Annotated in this window: 15 protein-coding genes; 4 read left to right on the plus strand and 11 right to left on the minus strand. The window is 69.7% G+C overall.

Annotated elements, in window-relative coordinates:
• Positions 1–60: 60 nt before the first annotated feature.
• On the plus strand, positions 61–1,179 hold the full coding sequence (locus M2351_RS15960) for a TAXI family TRAP transporter solute-binding subunit (RefSeq protein ID WP_264657104.1): 1,119 nt from the start codon (positions 61–63) through the stop codon (positions 1,177–1,179).
• A 31-nt stretch (positions 1,180–1,210) separates the two neighbouring features.
• Here M2351_RS15960 and M2351_RS15965 read toward each other — a convergent pair whose 3' ends face one another.
• The gene (locus M2351_RS15965; protein ID WP_264657105.1) at positions 1,211–1,585 is read right to left on the minus strand and encodes a hypothetical protein; all 375 of its coding nucleotides are present in this window, start codon (positions 1,583–1,585) and stop codon (positions 1,211–1,213) included.
• A 201-nt stretch (positions 1,586–1,786) separates the two neighbouring features.
• On the opposite strand from M2351_RS15965, the gene M2351_RS15970 reads away from it, so the two are divergent.
• On the plus strand, positions 1,787–2,008 hold the full coding sequence (locus M2351_RS15970; protein WP_264657106.1) for a hypothetical protein: 222 nt from the start codon (positions 1,787–1,789) through the stop codon (positions 2,006–2,008).
• 25 nt (positions 2,009–2,033) lie between these two features.
• Here the strand turns inward: M2351_RS15970 and M2351_RS15975 are convergent, their stop codons facing one another.
• The 6 genes from M2351_RS15975 to M2351_RS16000 form a co-directional block, all read right to left on the minus strand.
• Positions 2,034–3,449, minus strand: coding sequence for an alginate export family protein (locus M2351_RS15975; protein WP_264657107.1), 1,416 nt, complete (start codon positions 3,447–3,449; stop codon positions 2,034–2,036).
• Positions 3,446–5,086, minus strand: a complete 1,641-nt coding sequence (locus tag M2351_RS15980; protein ID WP_264657108.1) for an MFS transporter — start codon at positions 5,084–5,086, stop codon at positions 3,446–3,448. The genes M2351_RS15975 and M2351_RS15980 overlap by 4 nt, the downstream gene beginning before the upstream one ends.
• Complete coding sequence (locus M2351_RS15985; protein ID WP_264657109.1) at positions 5,083–5,541, minus strand: DoxX family protein; 459 nt, start codon at positions 5,539–5,541, stop codon at positions 5,083–5,085. Before M2351_RS15985 ends, M2351_RS15980 begins: the two co-directional genes overlap by 4 nt.
• 14 nt (positions 5,542–5,555) lie before the next feature.
• Positions 5,556–7,538 (minus strand): amidohydrolase, encoded by a 1,983-nt coding sequence (locus tag M2351_RS15990; protein WP_264657110.1) that lies wholly within the window; start codon positions 7,536–7,538, stop codon positions 5,556–5,558.
• A complete protein-coding gene (locus tag M2351_RS15995) occupies positions 7,535–7,804 on the minus strand; it encodes a XapX domain-containing protein (RefSeq protein WP_209764937.1) in 270 nt (89 codons plus the stop codon). Before M2351_RS15995 ends, M2351_RS15990 begins: the two co-directional genes overlap by 4 nt.
• A gap of 117 nt (positions 7,805–7,921) precedes the next feature.
• Positions 7,922–8,593 (minus strand): hydrolase, encoded by a 672-nt coding sequence (locus M2351_RS16000; protein WP_264657111.1) that lies wholly within the window; start codon positions 8,591–8,593, stop codon positions 7,922–7,924.
• Between the two features lie 271 nt (positions 8,594–8,864).
• On the opposite strand from M2351_RS16000, the gene M2351_RS16005 reads away from it, so the two are divergent.
• Positions 8,865–10,535 carry an MASE4 domain-containing protein gene (locus M2351_RS16005; RefSeq protein ID WP_264657112.1) on the plus strand — a complete coding sequence of 557 codons (1,671 nt, stop codon included), beginning with the start codon at positions 8,865–8,867 and terminating at the stop codon, positions 10,533–10,535.
• Positions 10,532–11,173 carry a response regulator transcription factor gene (locus M2351_RS16010; protein WP_264657113.1) on the plus strand — a complete coding sequence of 214 codons (642 nt, stop codon included), beginning with the start codon at positions 10,532–10,534 and terminating at the stop codon, positions 11,171–11,173. Before M2351_RS16005 ends, M2351_RS16010 begins: the two co-directional genes overlap by 4 nt.
• A gap of 6 nt (positions 11,174–11,179) precedes the next feature.
• On the opposite strand, the gene M2351_RS16015 is transcribed toward M2351_RS16010, so the two are convergent.
• From M2351_RS16015 to M2351_RS16030, 4 genes are read right to left on the minus strand one after another with little or no spacing between them, the layout of a single operon-like run.
• Positions 11,180–11,623 (minus strand): response regulator, encoded by a 444-nt coding sequence (locus tag M2351_RS16015; RefSeq protein ID WP_264657114.1) that lies wholly within the window; start codon positions 11,621–11,623, stop codon positions 11,180–11,182.
• Complete coding sequence (locus M2351_RS16020) at positions 11,620–13,314, minus strand: sensor histidine kinase (protein WP_264657115.1); 1,695 nt, start codon at positions 13,312–13,314, stop codon at positions 11,620–11,622. Before M2351_RS16020 ends, M2351_RS16015 begins: the two co-directional genes overlap by 4 nt.
• The gene (locus M2351_RS16025) at positions 13,311–15,839 is read right to left on the minus strand and encodes a PAS domain S-box protein (protein WP_264657116.1); all 2,529 of its coding nucleotides are present in this window, start codon (positions 15,837–15,839) and stop codon (positions 13,311–13,313) included. The genes M2351_RS16020 and M2351_RS16025 overlap by 4 nt, the downstream gene beginning before the upstream one ends.
• Positions 15,840–15,884: 45 nt before the next feature.
• Positions 15,885–17,234: a GGDEF domain-containing response regulator gene (locus tag M2351_RS16030; protein ID WP_264657117.1), complete on the minus strand. Its 1,350-nt coding sequence runs from the start codon at positions 17,232–17,234 to the stop codon at positions 15,885–15,887.
• Between the last annotated feature and the right edge of the window lie 7 nt (positions 17,235–17,241).

Below are 17,241 nucleotides of genomic sequence, written 5' to 3' on the forward strand. Positions count from 1 at the left end.
CCGTCCGCACTGTGCGCCGACGCCGCACTCCGACGCCGCACTCCGACTGGGAGACCATTCATGAAAAAACTCCTGCTCATCGCCGGGCTGGCGAGCGCCGCGATGATCGCCACGGTCTCCGCCGAGCCCGTCCGCCGCCCGACCGGGGCGGACGGCGACGCCTCCCTTGCCGAGCGGATGAACGCCAACACCGTGGCGGTGATTTCAGGCACGCCGGGGGGAACCTATTTCCGCATGGCGAGCGACATGGCCTTTATCCTCGACAACGGCGACGATCTGCGCATCCTGCCGGTGCTCGGCAAGGGGGCCGGGCAGAACGCCTACGACGTGCGCTTCCTCAAGGGCATCGACCTCGGCTTCGTGCGCACCGACACCATGGACCAGCTTCGTCAGGACCCGCGCCTGCGCAACATCGACAACCAGCTGGTCTACGTCGCGCGCCTGTTCAACGACGAGCTTCACGTCATTGCCCCGCGCGAGGTCACCGACTACCGCCAGCTTGCGGGCAAGAAGGTCAGCTTCGACGTGTCGGGCAGCGGAACCGACACGTCCGGCCGGCTGATGTTCCAAGGACTGGGCATAAAAGTGGACGCGATCAACGTCGACCAGCCGACGGCGATCAACATGCTGAAGAGCGGTGAGATCGCCGCCATGGTGTCCGTGGCGGCGAAGCCGGTTGCCGTTGTTTCATCGATCAACGACGAACGATTCCATTTCCTTGAGGTCCCCTATGCGGAACCGCTGGAGAAGAACTATTTCCCAGCCGTGTTGACCGGCGACGATTACCCGAAGCTCGTCAAGCCCGGCGAGACGGTCAACACCGTCGCGGTGGGCACGATCCTGGCCACCTACAATTGGCCCGAACGCACCGACCGCTATCGCCGCATCGCGCGGTTCATCGATTCCTTCTTCTCGAAGATCGACGAGTTCCAAAAGCCGCAGCGCCATCCGAAATGGCAGGAGGTGAACCTCGAAGCCACGGTCGGCGGCGGGTGGAAGCGTTTCAAGGCGGCCGAGGACTGGCTCAGCGGCCACCACGACGCCCGCCCGGTCTTGTCGGCGGAGGCGCGTCAGAGCCTCGGGCAGGTCATCCAGCAGACCGCGCCCAGCCTGCGGGCGAGCGAGCGCGACCGGCTGATCGATGACTTCCTGAAGTGGCGGACCAGCCAGCCGCAGTGAGGGGCCGGGAGTGAGGTGCCGGCGGGATACTTCAGGCCGACCGGCGCGCCGCCCAGGGGGGCACAGCGGCCTGCGCCGCCGCTTGCCAGGGGACGATCTGGATGACGGCGCGGGCTTCGAGGCCGCCGGTCGTGCGCAGCCGGTCGATGACGGTGAGCGGTTCGTCCTCCTGCGGCAGGCCGGGCTGCGTCAGCAGGTAGCGGTGGTTGTTCGCGGTCACCGCCCAGCCCGGCGGCTCCGCCGGACGGCTGGTCGCCACCGTGGTCACAGGTTCCGAGACGAGCCACGCGCCGTCCTCGATGCTCCACCCGATCAGGCGGCGCTGCCGGCCTCCGACGTCGAGCCACGCCCAGGCGCGGAGGTGGGTGGTCAGGCCGGTGTCGAACTGGACGATCATGTGGGTCATCCCTCGGTCGTTGGCGTCGTGGTTGGCATCGTCGGTTGATGAGCCCACATTACATGTTCTTGTTTTGTTCGGATAGAGGAAAAGTTGCCGCCCCAGCGGATGGCCGGCTACCTCTGATGGAGGATTGCCGGCACCGGGCTGCTTTGAAAGAATCGGGGGGAAATCTCCTCAGCACCTCTCCTCCGCACCAGGGAGGCGGCCATGCGCTGGGCAACGCTCGCGTTCGCGTGGATGGTGGTGGCCTGCGCCACCAACGAACAGGCCTGCGCCGGACGTGATCCGGATGGCTACGAACGCTGCATCCATCAGCGGGAGCAGGCGCAGCGGGAATCGCAGGACCGGGTCCGCAGCTTCCAGAGCGGCCAGAGCGTCTGGACCGGGAGCATCCATCCCCCGACCTGCGTCGGCCGCACCTGCTACTGAGCGGTCTTTGCCATCCACTGCCGACTCAGAACTTGAACACGGCCTCCATCCCGACGAAGTGGGTCGTCTTGGCCGGGCCGGTGTCCTTGATGAAGGCGCCGGGCTTGAAGATGGAGTAGGAGACCAGTCCCTCCACCGTCCGGCCGGCGCTGTAGGACAGCACCAGTTCGCCCTGCGTCCCGATGTAGCGCGCCCCAGACCCGGCCCCAGAGCGCAGGAGGCCGCCGGTCAGGTCGTACACGCCGTCGTCCAGGCTCTCCCGCCAATAGGCGATGGCCGAGGCGTTGAGGCTGAACTCCTCCGACAGGGCGAGGTCGACGGACGGGTGCAGGTTCATCAGGTTGAAGGGGCCGACCGGCGTCAGCTCCCCGAAATACTTCGCGCGGGGGAACAGCGGGTTGAAGGTCTCCAGCGTGCCGTCGCGCGGGTTGGTGTCACCGCTGGCGATGTTGGCCTTCAGACCGAACCGCGGCTGCAGCGGCAGGCTGTCCATGCGGTACCCGGTGTCGGTCGCCAGCGACCAGGCCTGGATGCTGCCGGTGCCGAAGCTGCCGAACTGGCCCATCGCCTCCCAATTCCAATCCCAGCCGTCGGCCTTGCCGAAGAAACGGGTGCCCAGCGTGTGCCTCTCCTCCCGCCCCGTGCCGGCGTCGAAGGACGCGCGGTCATTGCGGTAGCCGATGTAGTAGGCGTCCAGGCCCGTGGTGCCGCCCCAGCCGAGGTCGAGGGGGCGCGTGGCGTAGAGCGCCCAGGCGGCGCGGCGCCCGTCGCGCTCGTCGTCGAACAGCTTCGGCGAAACGCGGACCGGCCGGCCGAGGAAGGCGTCCACGCGCCAGGGGCCGGCCGTGACGATCCCGGTCACCGCGTCGAAGGAGCGCGGCACGTTCGCGCCGTAGCGGATGGAGATCAGCCGCTCCGACCCGTAGGACAGCATCTGCCGGCCGATGCGCAGCGTCCCCTGCGCCTCCCCCAGGGGTGCGTTGAAGTCGGCGAAGCCCTGCATCAGGTCGATCCGGTCGGCGTCCGGCTGGGCCAGCGGTTCGAGCTTGCCCACAGCGTCGGCCAGGATCAGCTGCCCGAAGACGCGGAACCCCTGCCCTACCCGCAGGTCGGCGTAGGGCAGCACGCGCCAGAACCCATAGGCGTCGTTCTGCGGGTTGTCCTGGCCCCAGCTGCTGTTGCGGATGGCCTCGAAGCGCAGCCGGGTCTCCTGCCCGAAGGACAGGGACGCGTACCCGTCGGAGGTCAGGGGGGTGGCCTTGAACGGCTCCCAGAAGGCGCCAGTGCGCGCGTTGGGGTCGAGGAGGTAACGGTAATCCTCGTTGAAGCGGGTGTTGGTCAGGGGCGGCGGTGCCGGATCCGCTGCCCCCGCCGTGCCAGACCCCACCATGTTGGTCACCAGACACAGGGCGAGAACCGCCGCCCCGACGCGCGCCCTCATGATGCCTCCCCGCGGTGGCGGTCGAAGGCGAGGAAATGCGCGACCGCGGGCGGCTCTGTGCCGCGGTGGAAGGCGCGCGCCTCCTCCTGTAGGTCGGCGTCGGCGCGCGACACGCGGCGGTGCTGGCGCTGGTGCTCGGCCCAGGATTCGACGAAGAACCACTCCAGCACGCGCTCCGGATCGCCGGAGTCCTGGCTGACGCCCCAGGCGTAGGCGCCGTCGCGCCGCCGCTCCTCCGCCACGCGGTGGAGCGCTGCCAGGAACCGGTCCTGGTCTTCGGTCGCGATGCGGTACTCGATGGTGATCATCACCGGGCCGCGGTCGCCGCGGATGGGCTCCGCGGTCAAAGGTTCCGGCCAGTGGTTGGAGGGCATCAGGTCGGCCTCGCCGGCCGGCAGGCGGACGCGGTGCACGACGGCGGCGACAAGGAGAAGCCCGGCCGCGCCGGCCCACAGGGTGGCCGGAACGCCGATGGCCTCCGCGAGCGCGCCCCAGGCGAGGCTGCCGGCGGTCAGCGCGCCGTTGAAGACGGTCAGGTAGAGCGCCAGCCCCCGCCCGCGCACCCAGTTGGGCAGGATGGACTGGGTGGTGGCGTTCAGCGTCGTCAGCACCGCGATCCAGGCCGCACCCGCCACCAGCAGAATCGGGATCGCCGCCCAGCGCGGCGGAGCCAGCGCCAGGAAGACCATCACCAGCGCGGTGATCACGGACGCCCCGAGCATCAGGCCGTCCTGTCCGACCCGGTCGCGCACACGCGGCAGCAGCACGGCGCCGCCGATGGCGCCCGCCCCCACCGCGCCCAGCAACAGTCCGTAGAAGCCCGGCCCGCCGCCGAGGATCTTGCTCGCGACGATGGGCAGCAAGGCCCACAAGGCGCTGGCGCAGGCGAAGAACAGGCCGGCGCGCAGGAAGACGCGGTGAAGCTCCCGGCTGGCGCGGGCGTAGCGCAGGCCGGCGCGCAGCGCGCCGCCGAACTGCTCCGACAGCTCGTCGCGGGCGTCGGGCTGGCGCTTCCACCAGAACAGGGCAATGATCACCGCGACGTAGGTCAGCAGGTCGACGCCGTAGGTGACGGCCGCGCCGAAGGCGGTGAGGATGGCGCCGCCGGCCGCCGGGCCGATGGCGCGGGAGATGTTGATGCCCAGGCTGTTGAGGGCGACCGCGCCTTTCAGCTCCGACCGCGGCACCAGTTCGGGCACGATGGACTGCCAGACCGGGGCCATCAGGGCGGCGCCGATACCGCCGAGGAAGGTCAGCCCGACGATCGACATCACGCTGGCCGTCCCCGCCGCCGCCTGGAGCAGCAGCGCGAGGCTGACGCAGCCCAGACCGATCTGGATGACGATCAGCATCCGGCGCCGGTCCAGGATGTCCGACAGCACGCCGGCCGGAATGGCGAGCAGGAAGATGGGCAGGGAGCCCGCCGCCTGGATCAGCGCCACGGTGGCGGGGGAGCCCGACAGGTCGAGCACCAGCCACGCGCTGGCCACATCGCGCATGAAGGTGCCGATGTTGCCCAGCACCGTCGCCGCCCACAGGACGGCGAACAGGCGGTTGCGCAGGGGGGCGAAGGCGCCGGCCCGCTGTGGGGTGGGGGGTGGTGCGGTGCCCGACCCGGGCACGGCTTCGGCGGTCATGGCCCCCTCCGCTGTCGGTGCACCAGCGCCGCCGCGGCGGCGAAGCCGCCGACGATCGCGAGGTGTTCCAGGAAGGTGGCGGTCTGGTGGGCGCGGTCGATCCCCTCGTAGGTCCAGAAGGCGTGGGCGATCAGCGTGGCGACCACGGTGAAGCCAGCGAGCAGGCCGGCGCCCAGCCAGCACCAGCGCCGCGTCAGGAACAGCGCCGATCCGCCGAGCTGCGTGACGATCACCGCCGCGGCGACCAGCGCCGGGGAGCCCAGGCCGAGCCCGGCGGCCTCCGCCGTCGCGCCGTCGAAGTCCAGCAGCTTGACGATGCCGCTGACCGCGTAGGGCGCCGCCATCGCCAGCCGCGCGAGCAGCCCCAGGGCCGGCCAGTCGAGGATCGCGGCGATGGGCTGGGGCGCGCTGTCCCGCGCGCGCCCTCCCCTCATTCCACCCAGCGTTTCGGTCATTCCGTCCCCTCCCCTCACACGGCCCAGCAGCCGCAGCCGAAGGCGCCCCAGAAGCTGCGCGCGTTGGCCACCGGCACGTCCGTCGCGAGGGCGGCGGCGTGGTCGTGCCCATGCACCGCGCAGCCGGAATGGCAACCGCATTCCGAAGCCTGTTTCTGCGTCGTCTTGGGATCCTGGTAATAGCCGCCGTAGAGCGCGACCGGCGACCAGTCGGGCATCGGCTTGGGCAGCGCCGGGGCCATGGTGCCGTAGTCGCCTTGGCCGTGAACGACCTTGCCGCCCAGCAGGGTCAGGACGGAGCGGATGTGCGCGATGCGGTCCTCCGGCACCGACAGGTAGTCGTCGCTGAGCAGCGCGGCGTCGGCCAGCTGCCCGGCCTTGATCTGGCCCTTCTTGCCCTGCTCGTTGGAGAACCAGGTGTTGGCCTCCGTCCACAGGCGGAGCGCCGTCTCGCGGTCCATGCGGTTGGCCATGGGATAGAGCGAAAGGCCGCCGACCGTCTTGCCGGTGACCAGCCAGGACAGGGAGACCCAGGGGTTGTAGCTCGCCACGCGCGTCGCGTCGGTGCCCGCGCCGACCGGCAGGCCGGCGGCCAGCATTTTGGCGATGGGCGGGGTGGCCTCCGCCGCCTTGGCGCCGTAGCGCTCGACGAAATACTCGCCCTGGAAGGCCATGCGGTGCTGCACGGCGATGCCGCCGCCGAGTGCCGCGATGCGGTCGATGTTGCGGTCGCTGATCGTCTCCGCGTGGTCGAAGAACCAGTTCAGCCCGTGCAGCGGGATGTCGCGGTTGACCGTCTCGAACACGTCCAGCGCGCGGCCGATGGTCTCGTCGTAGGTGGCGTGCAGCCGCCAGGGCCAGCGCTTCTCCGCCAGCAGGCGGACCACCGGCTCCAGATCGGCCTCCATGTTCGGCGGCATCTCCGGCCGGGCGACGCGGAAGTCCTCGAAGTCGGCGGCGGAATAGACCAGCATCTCGCCGGCGCCGTTCAGGCGGTAGGTGTCGTCGCCGTGGCCGGGCTTCACCGTGGAAGACCAGGTGGCGAAGTCCTGCAACTCCTCCTTCGGCTTCTGGGTGAACAGGTTGTAGGCGATGCGCAGCGTCATCGCGCCGTCGGCGTGCAGCTTTTCGATGATCGCGTAGTCGTCGGGGTAGTTCTGGTAACCGCCGCCGGCGTCGATCACACTGGTGACGCCCAGGCCGTTCAGCTCCCGCATGAAGTGCCGGGTGGAGTTCAGCTGGTATTCCGGCGGCAGCTTCGGCCCCTTGGCGAGGGTCGAATAGAGGATCGTGGCGTTCGGCTGGGCGAGCAGCAGGCCGGTCGGGGTGCCGGCGGCATCGCGCACGATCTCCCCGCCCGGCGGGTTCGGCGTGTCCTTGGTGTAGCCGACCACACGCAGCGCCGCGGCGTTCAGCAGGGCGCGGTCGTAGAGGTGCAGGATGAAGACCGGGGTGTCGGGGGCGACGGCGTTCAGCTCGTCGATGGTCGGCAGGCGCTTCTCCGCGAACTGGTGCTCGGTGAAGCCGCCGACCACGCGGACCCACTGCGGCGCCGGTGTGCGGTCGACCTGGGCGCGCAGCATGGCCATGGCGTCGGCCAGCGTCGGCACGCCGTCCCAGCGCAGCTCCATGTTGTAATTCAGGCCGCCGCGGATGATGTGCAGGTGGCTGTCGATCAGGCCGGGAACCAGGCGGCGCCCCTTGGCGTCGATAACGGTGGCGTTCGGCGCCGCGGCGGCCCGCGCCTCGGCCTCGCTGCCGACGGCGAGGAAGCGCCCGTCGCGGATCGCCACGGCCTCGGCCTGCGGATTCTCGCGGTCGAGCGTGGTAACCTTGGCGTTGATGACGATGAGATCGGTGGCCGTATTGGCGGAGGGCATGGCGGCGCTCCCGGTTCGGGACGTGATGGAGGACAGGATGGGGGCGGCGAGCAGGGACGCGGCGGCGCTGCCGGCCATGGCCCCGCGGCGGGTCAGCCCGGTGAGACGCGGCTTCACGCGCGTTCGCCCGTGGCGGGCTTGTCGGGAGCGTTGCCCCCAGCCTGCGGGCCGAGGACGTGGCGGGCGCAGTCGGTTTGGATGAAGGCGACGACCGGCTTGCCAGCGACCAGCCGCTTCACGACCGGCACGACCTGCTCGCCGACCAGCATGCCGAGCAGGCCGATCAGCGCGATGGTCGGCGGCGCCGGCGAGCGCACCCCGATGAGCGCGTAGATGACGCCGACCAGGATGCCGGCGCCGAGCGAAAGGAGATAGGGCATCATCGCGATTGTCCTTGCAGCCGGTGGGCCGTCGGTGGCCTTCAATCGGTGGCGAATCCGCACGGCCGCGCCCCACCGGTCGCGGGCGCGGCCGGCGGGGCGGACCGGAACGGTGTCGCCTTACGCCGCGGCGCTGTGGCCGCCTTCCGAGGCGCCGAACATGGTCTTGGCGTAGATGATGCCGAGGCCGTAGGCGCCGCCGTACTTCTTGGCGATGCCGGTGGTCATTTCGTAGGTCTCGGTCCGCGCCCAGTCGCGCTGGAGTTCGAGCATGTACTGGAGCGAGGTCATCGGGCGGACGCCGGCCTGGATCATGCGATCCATGGCGCGCTGGTGCGCCTCGGCGGAGACGTCGCCGCAGGCGTCGGAGATCACGTAGACCTCATAGCCCTGGTCGATGGCCGACAGGGTCGGGCCGACGATGCAGACCGACGTCCACAGGCCGCAGAACACCAGACGGTCCTTGCCGATGGCGTTGATGCGCTTGATGACGTTGGCGTCTTCCCAGGTGTTCATGGAGGTGCGGTCGGTCACCTCGGCGTTCGGGAAGGCTTCGGTGATCTCGGAGAAGATCGGGCCGGAGAAGCTCTTCTCCGCGACCGTGGTCAGGACGGTGGTGACGCCGAAGCCGGCCGCGGCGTGGGCGACGAGCGCCGTGTTGGTCCGCAGGGTGGTGGCGTCGATGGAATGGGTCGCGAAGGCCATCTGCGACTGGTGGTCGATCATGACCAGCGTGTGGTCGCGCGGGGACAGCAGGGTCTTGCCGGGGGTCGCCGTGGCGGTGATGCTCATCTCTCTTCCCTCTTTTCGTTCATCGTCTGGAGCGATCCGGGCCGGAAGCGATCCGGTCGATGAGCGGCAGCATGGGGAAGGTCGCCGAAAGGCGACATTGAACTTGCGTTTTCCAGGTCTATACCAACGTATAATCGGCCATGTGCGGCCCGGCGGCGTTCTCGCCTGGATTGGCGGGCAATCGCCTGAAGGACCTATCCTACCCACACCAGAAGATCGGCCAACCCGAGCCAATAGATCAGCATCCCCTCTTCTTTGCAGAGCCACAGCGATGCCGAAACCTGCCGTGCCCGGCGACCAGCTGCTTCTTCCTTCCCTGTCGCCGGGACCAACGCAACTAAGGCTTGCCGCTGGAGTCGTGCTGGCCCTGGTCGTGGCGGCGGCCCTGGCCTACCCCAACGCCGAGCAGCCGTTCCCGGCCGGAACCGTCCTGTTGCCGGCCTACGCCGCCGTCGTGCTGACGACGGAGTCGATCACCGCGGCGCTGCTGTTCGCGCAATTCTCCACGCAACGGTCGCCGGCCCTGCTCGTGCTGGCGGTCGGGTATCTCTTCACGGGGCTGATGATCGTGCCCTGGGCGCTGACCTTTCCGGGCGTCTTCGCGCCGGACGGGCTGCTCGGCGCCAACCTGCAGAGCACCGCCGCGCTGGCCGCTCTGCGGAGGGTGGGATTTCCGCTGTCCGTCCTGGCCTACGCGCTGATGAAGGACCGGGTGCCGGAGACGAACGCCCGGTCGCGCCCGATCGTCCTGGGCGCCGTCGCGGCGACGCTGGCCGCCGTCCTTGCCGCGGCCGCGGTCGCCGTCGAGGTCCCGTCCGTCCTGCCGCGCTTCATGGTCAGCGCCAGCGAGACCACGGACCTGTGGCAGGCCATCCCGGCGGCGGCGCTCGTCCTCTGCGGCGCCGGCCTCGCCGCCTTTGCGTGGCGGTGGCGGCGGCTGTCGGTGCTCGACCTCTGGCTGGTCGTGGTGCTGTGCGCCTGGGCGATCGAAACCTTCCTGCTGGGATTCGCCGGCGGGGGACGGTTCAGCGTCGGCTGGTGGGCGGGGCGGAGCTACGGCCTAGCCGCGTCCTGCGTGGTCCTGGTCGTCCTGATGGCCGAGATCACGACGCTCTACGCCCGAATTGTCCGGTCGATGGCGGCGGAACGCCGCGTGCGCGAAGCCAAGCTGGCCAGCCTGGAGGCGTTGTCCGCCGCCATCGCGCATGAGGTGAACCAACCGCTGGCGAGCATGGTGACCAACGCCGAGGCGGGCCTGCGCTGGCTGAACCGGCCGGCGCCCGACCTGGATGAGGCGCGGGAGGCGCTGGCCTGCATCGCCAAGGACGGCCACCGCGCCGCGCGCGTGATCGAGGGAATCCGCGCGGCCTTCCGCAAATCGCCGCAGGCGCGGGTCCCGCTGGACATCAACACCATCGTCCAGGACACGCTGAAGCACGCGCGCGGCGACCTGCGGGCCAACCGCGTGTCGGTCTTCACGGAGTTCGACGGGACGCTGCCCTGGGTGAACGGCAACCCCGTGCAACTCCAGCAGGTCGTGCTGAACCTCGTCGCCAACGCTGTCGACGCCATGGGCACGGTCACGGACCGGGCGCGCGTGCTGCGCCTGCGATCCACCCGCCAGGGAACCGGCAGTGTCCTCGTCGTCGTCGAGGATTCCGGCAGCGGGCTGGAACCGGAACAGGAGGAGCGGCTGTTCGAACCTTTCTTCACCACCAAGCCGAACGGGAGCGGCATGGGCCTGACCATTTGCCAGTCCATCATCGAAGCGCACGGCGGGCGGCTGTGGATGACCGGGAACCACCCCCATGGTGCCGTCTTCCAGTTCACGCTGCCCATCGACCAGGACTTCGTCCAAGACAGTGCCAGGGAGGGCGCCAGTGACGGGGCCAGGGACGGGGGCTGGAACCACGCCGCGCCGGCCGCGGAGCGCGCCCGATGACGAACGACCCGTCCTTCGTGTGCATCGTCGACGATGATGCCTCGATCCGCCAAGCCCTCGCCGGGCTGCTGCGCTCGGTCGGGTTGACGGTCTTCGCCTACCCGTCCACCGAGGATTTCCTGGCCGACGCGCGGCCCGATGGTCCGGGCTGCCTCGTGCTCGACGTGCGGCTGCCCGGCCAGAGCGGGCTGGAATTCCAGAGGGAGCTGGAGGGGATGGGCATCCATCTTCCGGTCATCTTCATCACCGGACATGGGGACATCCCCATGTCGGTGACCGCGATGAAGGCCGGCGCGCTGGAGTTTCTGACCAAGCCCTTCCGCGACCAGGACCTGCTGGACGCCGTGCACAAAGCCATCGAACTCGACCGGGACCGGCGGCGGGACGATGCCGCGCTCAGCGAACTGCGTGAGCGTTTCCAGTCGCTGACCCCGCGGGAGCGGGAGATCATGCTGCTCGTCGCCGCGGGCCAGCTCAACAAGCAGATCGCCGCCGCGCTGAACCTCAGCGAGATCACCATCAAGGTCCACCGCGCCCAGGTCATGCGCAAGATGCAGGCGAAGTCCCTGCCCGACCTCGTCCGTATCGCGGACAAGGTCTCGGCGACGCCATTCCGCTTCACCGGAGCTGAATTATAGAGACGGCTATTTCGGCAGCTTCACGATGTTGAACCAGTAGTTTTCCAGCCCGCTGATCACGGAGAAGAAATCCTGGAGGTCCAGCGGCTTGGTGACGAAGCTGTTGGCGCCGAGCTGGTAGATGGCTTCGATGTCCTGCTGCACGTCGGAGGTGGTCAGCACCACCACGGGGATGCCGCGCAGGTCCGGGTCCTTCTTGACCTCCGCCAGCACCCCGCGCCCGTCCATGCGGGGCATGTTGAGGTCGAGCAGGATCAGGTCCGGCCGCCGTGCGTGGGCGTGGTGCGCGCCCTCCCGCCGCAGGTAGGCCAGCGCCTCCACCCCGTCCACGGCGTGGTGCACGTCGCAGAGGATACGCCCCTCCCGAATCGCCCGCTTCGCGAGGCCCGCGTCGGCGGGATCATCCTCGACCAGCAGGATGTGGAAGGGCGCGTGGGGCAAACCGCTCATGGACCGGCCTCCTGGCTGACGGCTGGCAGATTGACGACGGGCAGATGGATGCTGAAGGCGCTTCCCTGGCCGGGGTCGGAGGACACGGTGATTCGTCCGCCCAGCCGTTCGGCCATCTTCCGTGCGATGGGCAGGCCCATGCCGGTTCCCGAATGCTCCGTCCGGCCGTGCAGCCGGCGGAACACCTGGAAGATTTGCTCATGATAGCGCGATTCGATGCCGATTCCGTTGTCGCGCACGGTCAGGACCGCAAAGCCGCCGCCCTCCCGCGCCCCGACGTGGATGTCCGGCGGGCGGTCCGGGTGCCGGTATTCCAGCGCGTTGCCGATGAGAACCACGAACATCTCCCGCAGCCGTCGCCGGTCGGCCATGACCTGGGGCAGCGGGTCGCGCCGCACCCGGCCCCCGACGCCGTCCAAGGTCCGCGCCAACGCGTTCAGCGCGTCGTCCAGCGCATCGTCGGCCCGCACCGGGTGGTCCGGCAGCGGAATGCCGGTCTCCGCGACGAAGATCTGCACGTCGCTCAGCAGCGCCTTGAGGCGCCGGGCGCCCTCCACCACCTGGCCCAGCAGGGCTGCGCGCTCCTCGTCCAGGCTGGCGCCGATCTCCCGTTGCAGGAGCTGAGCGTAGCTGCCCATGGCGCGCACCGGTTCCTGGAGGTCGTGCGCGGCGGCGAAGGCGAACTGCTCCAGCTCCTTCTGGGCGAGCGCCAGCTGCTCCGCCTTGCGGTCGGCGTCGCGGCGGGCATGGTTGAGTTCGGCGGTGCGAAGGTCGACCAGCCGGGCCAGCGTGGCGCGCCGTTCGGCCAGCAGCAGGATGACGATGACGACCAGGATCCCGATGCCGCCGACCGCCAGGACCAATGGCCCCCGCTCCGCCTGCGCCCGCGCCGCGGCGGCCCAGCCTTCGACCGGGACGACGGCCAGTTCCCAGTCGCCGTCGGCGGCGTGGACGCGCTCCACCACCGGCTCCAGCGCCAGCACGGCCTCCTCTCCCGCGAAGACCATGCCGCCGGCCCGGCGCAGGGCCACGCGGTAACGCTGCGTCAGCCCGGACAGGTTGGCCTCGTTCAGGATCGGCGGCAGGTCGAAGGCCGCCCCCACCGCGCCCCAGGGCTTGCCGTCCTTGAAAAGGGATTGCCGGGCGATCAGCCCGATCCCCCCTTGCAGCAGCTCCACGGGCCCGTGGGTCGCCACGTCCCGTGTCGAAATCGCGCGGCGCACGGTGTCCGCGAAACCGGGCCGGGGATCCTTCAGCAGGTCGTGCCCGACGACCTTCGCGTTGCCCGCGTCCATCGGGTTGACCAGACGGACGACGAAATCCGGTGCGACGGAGACGTTGCGGATGCCCGGCATCGACCCCGGCAACGCCTCGGCGAAGGCCGGGAATTCGTCCTCCAGCCCGTCTCCGGACAGCTCGACCGTGACGAAGGCGCCGAGCCCCCGCACCAGCGCAAGGCGCTTGGCGATGGCGCCGCCCAGGCTGCCGGCGAAGGGCGTTGCCGCGATTGCGGCGCTGCTGCGCACATCGAGGGTCGCCGACCGGAGCCGGACAGCGTCCAGCCAACCCCAAACGGCCATCAGGACCAGGACCGTCACCGCCACCAGCAGGATGGTCGTCGGCCGTTCCCGACAGCGGGCGCCCCAGTCCTTCCACCGGGCGGGATCCCGGGTCCCGGTCGTGCCGGTCATGGCGCGGACGCCTCGTGCCGGGGAAGGACGATGTGGAAGCGGCTGCCCCGTCCAGGTTCCGACTCAACCCAGATCCGGCCGCCGTGATGCTCCACGATCTTCTTGCAGATGGCCAGCCCGACCCCGGTTCCATCATATTCGTCGGCGCTGTGCAGCCGCTGGAAGATCCCGAAGATCCGCTCGAAATGCTCCGGGGCGATGCCGATGCCGTTGTCCTCGACGGTGAAATGCCAGCCCGCCGCCTCGCCGGAGCAGCCCAGGCGGATGAGCGGCCGGCGTTCCGCCGCCCGGTACTTCACCGCGTTGCCGATCAGGTTCTGGAACAGGCGCGTCAGCTCCACGTCGTCGCCCCAGAGCGGCGGAAGGTCGCGGGCGATCTCCACCACGGCGCCGGCCTCGAAGATGGCGGCCTCCAGGTTGTCGCGGGCGGTCGCGACGATGGCGTCGGCCACGTGCAGCGCGAAGGGGCGCGTCTTGCGCCCGACCCGGCTGTATTCCAGCAGGTCCACGATCAACCGGTCCATGCGCTGGGCGCCCATGCGGACGAATTCCATGCATTCCCCGGTGTCCGCATCCAGCTTGCCGGCGAGATCCCGCTGGACCAGCGTCAGATAGCTGTTGATCGTGCGCAGCGGCTGGCGCAGGTCGTGCGAGGCGACGTAGGCGAAGGCCTCCAGTTCGGCGTTGGAGCGCTCCAGTTCCGCCGTCTTCGCGCTCAATTCGGCTTCGGCCAGCCGCCGCTCCGTGATGTCGTGGATCAGCGACAGCAGGAGCGTCCGCCCATTCACCTTGATCGGGCTGCTGTAGACCTCGACGTCCCGGATCGCGCCGGAGGCGAGGCGGTGGCGGAAGTGGAAGTGGGTGCGCTCCTCCGTGGCCGCCCGTTCGATTTCCGCGCGGATGTCGTCGGCGGACCAGATGTTCAGGTCGGCCACGCGCATCGACCGCAGCCGGTCCAGCGTATGGCCGTAAAACTCGGCGGCGGCTGGATTCGCGTCCACGATGCTGCCGTCGGCCGGGTCGATCAGCAGCTTGATGGCCGAGTTGGCGACGAAGATCTGTTCGAACAGCTCCTGCCGTTCGCGCAGCACCTGTTCGGCGCGCTTGTGCCCGGTGATGTCGGTGTGGGTGCCGACCACCCGTTCCGGCGCGCCGCCCGGACCACGGCTGACGACGATGCCGCGGTCCAGGATCCACTTGTACCCGCCATCCTTGCAGCGAACCCGGTGTTCGTTGGCGTAGAAGGGCGTTTCGCCGGACAGGTGCCGATCCAGGTCGGCGTGAACGGTGGCGAGGTCGTCGGGGTGGACGCGGCGCTCCCACTCCTCCAGACGATCCGACAGTTCGTCCTCGCGGTAGCCGAGCATCGCCTTCCAGCCGCGGGAAAAGAAGACGGTGTTGCTGCGGGCGTCCCAGTCCCACACGCCGTCGCCGACCGCTTCCAGCGCCAGCCGCCAGCGCTCCTCGGTGCTGGCCAGCAGGTCCTGCGTCGCTTCCAGCCGCCGGTGGTGCCGGATTTGCAATCGGATCAGCCAGGCGATCAGCAGGATCGCCACCATTCCCGCAACCGCCACCAGCGTGGTGCCGAGCAGGACCTTGTCCCGCCGCTCCACATAGTCCGCCATCGCCTCTTCCCATCCCAGGCCGACGATGGCCACCAGCGGGTAATCCCGCAAGCGCCGGTAGGCGACGATCCGGCGGATGCCGTCGACCTCGCTCGCCAGATAGTGGATGCCGGCGGGCGGCTGCGCGGGATCGAGGTAGGGGCGGTCGACCAGGATGGTTCCCACCCCCATGCTGTCCGCCGGTGCCGCCGACGACCGGGCGCGGACCACCCGGTCCATGCCGACCAGCATGACCGACCCCTGCTGGCCAAGTTCGCTGGGGCCGTAAAACCGGGTCAGGTCGTCCGGAAACACGGACAGCACCATGACGCCGCCGAAGGAACCGTCAGGTGCGTCGATGCGCCGGGTGAACTGGATCGACCACCGCCCCGATATGCGGCCGAGAACCGGCTGGCTGATGAACAGCCGGTCCTCCGCGGACCGCAGATGGACGCGGAAATGCTCGCGGTCGCTGAGGTCGACCCGCTCCTTCGCGGGGGCGAGGTTGGAGAACAGAAGCTTTCCGTCGGCGTTGACGGCGCTGACGTGGAAGGCCAAGTCGGCGTACAGCGTCTTCTGCCAGTTCTGCGCCTTGGCGAGAAAGGCGTCGGGGTGCATGGCGAATTCGTCGCGCAGGTGCACCAAGGCTTGGTCGAGCCGGCGGATGGTCTGCCGGATGTTCTCGTCGAAGGCGCGGGCAAGGTTGGCGGCTTCGGCCTCCTTCGCCTGGACGATGTCCGCGCGCTCCCGATCCAGGCTGTCGCACGTCACCCAGACGCCAGCCCCGACGAGCGCCATCCCGAGCAGCACGACGAAGAGCGGAAGCAGGGCGGTTGCGTTTCTCCAGCGCCCAGCCTTCACCGGCGGCGACAGGGTGCCGTTGGGGCCATCGTCCGCGTCGAATGTCTGTGCGTCCATCATGGGTTCAACCTCCCGCGGCAGTCGCGGCCCATCACCAATGCGGCGTCATCCCGGGACCATCGTCTCCGCCCGGGCGCGTTCCCTATCCGCGGGCTCCGGGTCGTCCGCGACCACGCGGTTGCGCCCGCCGCCCTTCGCGGCGTAGAGCGCGCGGTCGGCGCGGCCCAGAGCCCGGTCGATCGACGCGTCGCTGTCGCGGCAGCCGGCGACGCCGATGCTCACCGTCATGCGCAGCGTTGCATCCCCCAGCGGCACGGGCATGTCGCCGAGCCGCTGTCGCAGCCGCTCCGCCACCTCCACCGCTTCGGCGAGGCTGGTTTCCGGCAGCACCATCGCGAATTCCTCCCCGCCGAGCCGGCCGAGGTGGTCGGTTTCGCGCAGCTCCGACCGGCACAGATCGGCAAGCCGGCACAAAGCCTCGTCTCCGGCGGCGTGCCCGTGGGTGTCGTTGATCGCCTTGAAATGGTCGATGTCCAGCATCAGGACCGACACCGGCCGGGCGTAGCGGCGCAGGCGCGACAGCTCCCCTTCCGCCAGCTCCAGGAATCGGCGACGGTTCCACAGGCCGGTCAGCGGGTCGGTCGTCGCCATGCGGCGCAGTTCGGCCTCCACCCGCTTGCGCTCGGAGATGTCGCGCACCACCGCGGTGTAGAGCATGCCGTGCGGGTGCTGGAGCTTGGCGATGGAGACCTCGGCCGGGAATTCCCGGCCGTCGAAGGTCACGCCGGTCACCTCGCTGCGGTCCGTCATGGCGCGCGTCGGCACCGGCGCCTGCGCGAAGTCCGCGATCGCCCGGGTGTGGTCGGTGCGCAGCCGCTCCGGGATCAGGAGCCAGAGCGGGCGGCCGACGATCTGTTCCGCCTGGTAGCCGAACAGACGCTCGGCGGCCGGGTTGAACAGGGTGATGTTCAGGTTCTCGTCGGTGGTCAGGATGGCGTCCTGGGCCAGTTCGATGATGCCGGCCAGCCGCTCCTCCGACAGGCGCAGCTGCTCTTCCAGGCGCTTGCGGGCGATGGCGTGCTGGATGGCCCGCCAGACCAGCGGCCCGTCGGCCTGCCCCTTGACCAGATAGTCCTGCGTCCCCGCCGCCAGCGCCTGCAGCGCGAAGTCCTCGTCGTCCAGACCGGTCAGCACGACCAGCGGCAGCGACGGCACGTCGCCGCGCATGCGGCGCACCGTGTCGAAGCCGAAGCTGTCGGGCAGCGACAGGTCGAGCAGCACGACGTCGCAGGCGTTGCGCAGCAGGAAGGCGCGCGCCTCCTGCAGCGTCGTGGCGCGGGTTAGGATGAAACGGCGGGCATAGGGGCGCAGGGTCCGGATGACGAGACCGGCGTCCGCATCGTCGTCTTCCACCAGCAGGATCGCGGTGGTCGTGGAAGGTAAGTGCGCGTCCATGAGCGGT

Origin of the sequence: Azospirillum canadense, from assembly GCF_025961225.1 — a bacterium.
Lineage (GTDB): Bacteria > Pseudomonadota > Alphaproteobacteria > Azospirillales > Azospirillaceae > Azospirillum > Azospirillum canadense.